The 4,225-nt window shown below is 60.1% G+C and carries 5 protein-coding genes; 2 read left to right on the top strand and 3 right to left on the bottom strand.

From position 1 onward, the window contains the following. The first annotated feature begins 50 nt into the window (after positions 1-50). Both amrA and amrS read left to right on the top strand, forming a co-directional pair. Entirely contained in the window at positions 51-1,448 is a 1,398-nt protein-coding gene (amrA, locus tag QVO43_RS07420) for an AmmeMemoRadiSam system protein A (RefSeq protein ID WP_022487898.1), read from the top strand. Further along, complete coding sequence (amrS, locus tag QVO43_RS07415; protein ID WP_022487897.1) at positions 1,445-2,287, top strand: AmmeMemoRadiSam system radical SAM enzyme; 843 nt, start codon at positions 1,445-1,447, stop codon at positions 2,285-2,287. The genes amrA and amrS overlap by 4 nt, the downstream gene beginning before the upstream one ends. A 286-nt stretch (positions 2,288-2,573) precedes the next feature. On the opposite strand, the gene QVO43_RS07410 is transcribed toward amrS, so the two are convergent. The 3 genes from QVO43_RS07410 to QVO43_RS07400 form a co-directional block, all read right to left on the bottom strand. Beyond that, positions 2,574-2,942, bottom strand: a complete 369-nt coding sequence (locus QVO43_RS07410) for a hypothetical protein (RefSeq protein ID WP_022487896.1) — start codon at positions 2,940-2,942, stop codon at positions 2,574-2,576. 13 nt (positions 2,943-2,955) lie between these two features. Next, positions 2,956-3,744: a hypothetical protein gene (locus QVO43_RS07405; protein WP_022487895.1), complete on the bottom strand. Its 789-nt coding sequence runs from the start codon at positions 3,742-3,744 to the stop codon at positions 2,956-2,958. A gap of 43 nt (positions 3,745-3,787) precedes the next feature. Continuing rightward, on the bottom strand, positions 3,788-4,225 hold a 438-nt coding region (locus QVO43_RS07400), incomplete at its 5' end, for a sensor histidine kinase (protein ID WP_288174721.1).

Genomic DNA, 4,225 nt, shown 5'->3' with positions numbered 1-4,225 from the left:
AATGCGGCAGCCTTTTCTGTGCTAAAATAAAGGAAAGAGAGGTGTTTCCTATGACAATCCTTGCTTCTTTTGCGGTCCCCCATCCCCCCATCATCCTGCCGGAAGTGGGCCGGGGGGAGGAGAGAAAAATCGCCGCCACCACCGCTGCCTATGAGGCAGTCATGAAACAGGCGGCGGAGCTCCATTCGGATACCCTGATCATCACCAGTCCCCATGCGGAAATGTACCTGGACTACTTCCACATGGCCCCGGGCCGGAAGGCCCAGGGGAACTTCGCCCAGTTCCGGGCCCCCCAGGTGGAGATTTCCGCAGCCTATGACCAGGAGCTGGCATCCCTGATTGCCGACGAAGCGGAAAAAGCCGGGATCCCGGCGGGTTTTGAAGGGGAACGGAATCCGGACCTGGACCACGGCACTATGATTCCCCTGTATTTCTACCGGAAATACGGCTCCCTGGACCAGGTGAAAGTGGTCCGGATCGGCCTGTCCGGCTTCGGCCCTGATGTCCATTACCTTTTCGGCCGGTGCATCCGGGACGCGGCGGACAAGCTGGGCCGCCGGGCGGTGTTCATCGCCAGCGGGGACCTGTCCCACAAACTGAAGGAGGACGGTCCCTACGGCTATGTGCCGGAAGGTCCCGTCTTCGACCGGCAGTGCACGGAAGCCCTGGGCCAGGGGGACTTTTTCCGGCTCCTGACCCTGGACCACTCCCTGTGCACCCGGGCGGCGGAATGCGGCCTCCGCTCCTTCTGGATCATGGCTGGTGCCTGGGACGGCCGGGACGTGGCCTCCCGTCTCCTGTCCTATGAAGGACCCTTCGGGGTGGGCTACGGAGTGGCTTCCTTCCTGCCCCAGGGACCGGATCCAGCCCGGCAGTTCCTTCCTCCGCTGCTCCAGGCGGAGAAGCAGCAGCGGGAGGACCGGATCGCCCGGGAAGATCCCTATGTGAAGCTGGCCCGGCTGTCCGTGGAAACCTGGGTGAAACACCGGGAAATGGCCTCCCTGCCGGCCCATCTCCCCCCGGAGATGCTCCAGACCCGGGCAGGTGCCTTTGTCTCCCTCCATCTCCATGACCAGCTCCGGGGCTGCATCGGTACCTTTCTGCCCACCCAGGCCAATGTGGCGGAAGAAATCCTCCGGAACGGGATCTCCGCCGCCTCCCGGGATCCCCGGTTCCCGCCGGTACGGCCGGAAGAACTGCCCTTCCTGGAATACAATGTGGATGTGCTCAGCACCCCGGAACCGGTTTCCGGACCTGAAGGGCTGGATCCCCGGAAGTACGGCGTCATTGTAAAAAGTGCCCGGGACGAACGGAGAGGCCTTCTGCTGCCGGATCTGGACGGAGTGGATACAACGGAGGAACAGATTGCCATCGCCCGTCAGAAAGGAAATATAGCGGCCACAGAGCCTGTCCAGCTGTACCGGTTCCAGGTGGTGAGACACAGATGACGGAAACAGACGCCCTGCTCACCTGCCCTCTCTGTCCCCATCACTGCCGGCTGGCCCCGGGGCAGACCGGCTTCTGCCGGGCCCGCTCCAACCGGGACGGACGCATCCTGCCGGACAATTACGGCTTCCTCACTTCCCTGGCCCTGGACCCCATCGAGAAAAAGCCCCTCCGCCGGTTCCATCCCGGCAGCCAGATCCTGTCCCTGGGCAGCTGGGGCTGCAGTCTCCGGTGTCCCTTCTGTCAGAACGCCTCCATTGCCCAGGCCGGACCGGAAACCGCCCGGCTCCGTCTGGATCCGGAGCAGCTGCTGGCCCTGGCCCTGGAATACCGGGAAAAAGCCGGCAGCATCGGAGTGGCCTTTACCTACAACGAGCCCCTGGTGGGCTATGAATATGTCCGGGACTGTGCCCGTCTGCTGAAAGAGCACGGCCTTGCCACGGTCCTGGTGACCAACGGATTTCTGTGCCGGGAGCCCTGGGAAGCCCTGCTTCCCCTGGTGGACGCCGCCAACATCGACCTGAAAGGGTTCACCCCGGAGTTCTACCAGTGGCTCCAGGGGGATCTGGAAACAGTGAAGACCAATATCCGGCTGGCAGTGGAAGCCGGCTGCCATGTGGAAGTGACCACCCTGGTGATCCCGGGGAAAAATGACGGAGAGGAAGACATGGAAAAGGAGGCCCGATGGCTGGCCTCCCTGTCCCCGGATCTCCCCCTCCACATTTCCCGGTACTTCCCCCGCTGGCACCTGGACCTGCCCCCCACCCCGGTGGAAACGGTGTACCATCTGGCCGCTCTGGCCAGGAAATGGCTGAAGTACGTGTATGAGGGGAATTGCTGAAAAAAGGAGGCTGTTGCCTGGGCAACAGCCCCTTTTAGTCGGAAGTCAGGAGTCGGGAGTCGGAAGCCTCAGGAAAGGATCCGCCTGGTTGGACGGATCCTTTCGATTATATAGAACCAGACTCGAAATCGACCTGGGATATCATTTCGTCCAAAGGTTTTGCACATTTAAAAATTTGCCTGCAAATTTATCATTCGGCTCCAGACTTCAGACTCCCGACTTGAGCCGCTATGCGGCTCTATAGCTAGGGAGCTGTTGCACAAAACGCGCAACAGCTCCTTCTTCTTTATCTCCCCCACCCTGCCTTCTGCTGGATGGGCGGACGTTTTTTATCCTGATTCTGCTGACGGTGTCTCCGTTCTTCCTCTTTTCTTCTCCGTATCTCCGCTTCCCGTCTCTTTCTGGCTTCCGCATCCCGTTTCTTCTGGATTTCCTTCTGACGTTTTTCGAAAGCCTTCTGGTTCCCGTTGTCCCGGCGTTCCATCCGGGGGCCCTGGTTGTCCCAGGGGGTGGCGGCTTCGGCTTTGGAGCTTGCCATAGCGCTGGCTCCCAGCACCAGGGTCACCCCCAGCAGGAAGACGCTGGTGATTTTTTTGAAACGGTTCTTCATGGTCTCATAAGGTTTGGCCATGGCATAGGTCACGATTTTCGTCATAATGGTTCCTCCTTCAGTCCAGCAGCTGCTGGATGGGATTCAGTTTATGGACCTGTCCGTGCAGGACCTGTCCGCTTTGGGCATCCACCAGGAACTGGTAGCCCATGCCGTCTTTTTCACACCGGGCCAGATACACCCCCGGGAAAGCATTGGCCGCCTTGGCCATTTCCGGACGGGGCATCCCCGGCTGCCGGGAAGTGGCTCCGGTCCGGCTGTCATTCCGGTTTTCCCTTTCTCCGTTCTGCCCGGGCTGGCCATCCGGACGCTGTCCCTGGACATCCCCCTGGCCGGGACGGCCGTTCTGGCTGCCAGGCTGACCGGGCTGGCCATTCTCTCCTGGCTGACCCTGGCGGTTTTCAGCCTGCCGTCCGGCTCCTTTCCGGTCTTCAGACTGGCGTTTGCCGTCTTTTTTCTCCTGTTTCTTTTCCTTCCTGCTGTCCTTCCGGTGTTCCTTCTTTTCTCCCGGTTTCCGGTCATCCAGAGTAATGCTCTGGAAAGTGATGGAGGAAGGATCCGTTCCCAGGGTGCTGGCAATGCTTTCCTTCACCGCATCAGTGGACACCAGGGTAATATTCTGCTGGGCCGCCATGTTCTGGAGCATCCGGGTCTTGGCCTGGGCTTCCTGGAGCCTGGCTTCCGCCTTGGCCTTGTGCATGGCGAACTTGCCTCCCCCGGCCACAATGGCCAGGGCCACAAGGCACCCGGCGCCTTTCTTCAGCCGCTGAGGGGTGATCTGTTTCCGGCCCCATTGTGCTGCTTCAACCAAACGTGCTTTGCATTGTTCCATTTTTTCCTTTTCCATAACAAACCCTCCTCAGATGGATGCTGTGTTTTCCTTTTGATGGTTACAGTATAGGGGAGGAAGATGAAAAAGGAATGAAAAGCCAGAAGGTGCTTCCCTTTCCCACCTGGCTTTCGGCGCCGGCTTTGCCTTTCATCAGTTTGGCGGCGGCGGCCACGAAGGAAAGCCCCAATCCCAGGCCTGTGTTCTGTTTCTTGTTCCGGGAAGGATCCGCCTGGTACAGCCGGTTCCAGATCTTATCCAGTTCCTCCCGGGGCAGGCCGTTCCCATCATCGGTAATGGAAAGCCGGACGCCTCCCTCGGCTTCTTCCAGTCTCACCTGGATCCGGGTCCGGGTGAACTTCAAGGCATTGTCCAGATAGTTGCTGAGGATCCGGTTCAGCAGCGGTTCATCCCCCAGCACCTGAAGATCCGGAGCGATCCGGGCCTCCCACTGGAATTTCCCCGCCTGGGGCAGCTTCTGATAATCCTCCAGGGTCTC

Source organism: Acidaminococcus sp. CAG:542 (assembly GCF_000437815.1).
GTDB lineage: Bacteria > Bacillota > Negativicutes > Acidaminococcales > Acidaminococcaceae > Acidaminococcus.
The sequence above is the reverse complement of the archived record's forward strand: the minus strand, read 5'-3'. Positions and strand labels throughout refer to the sequence as shown.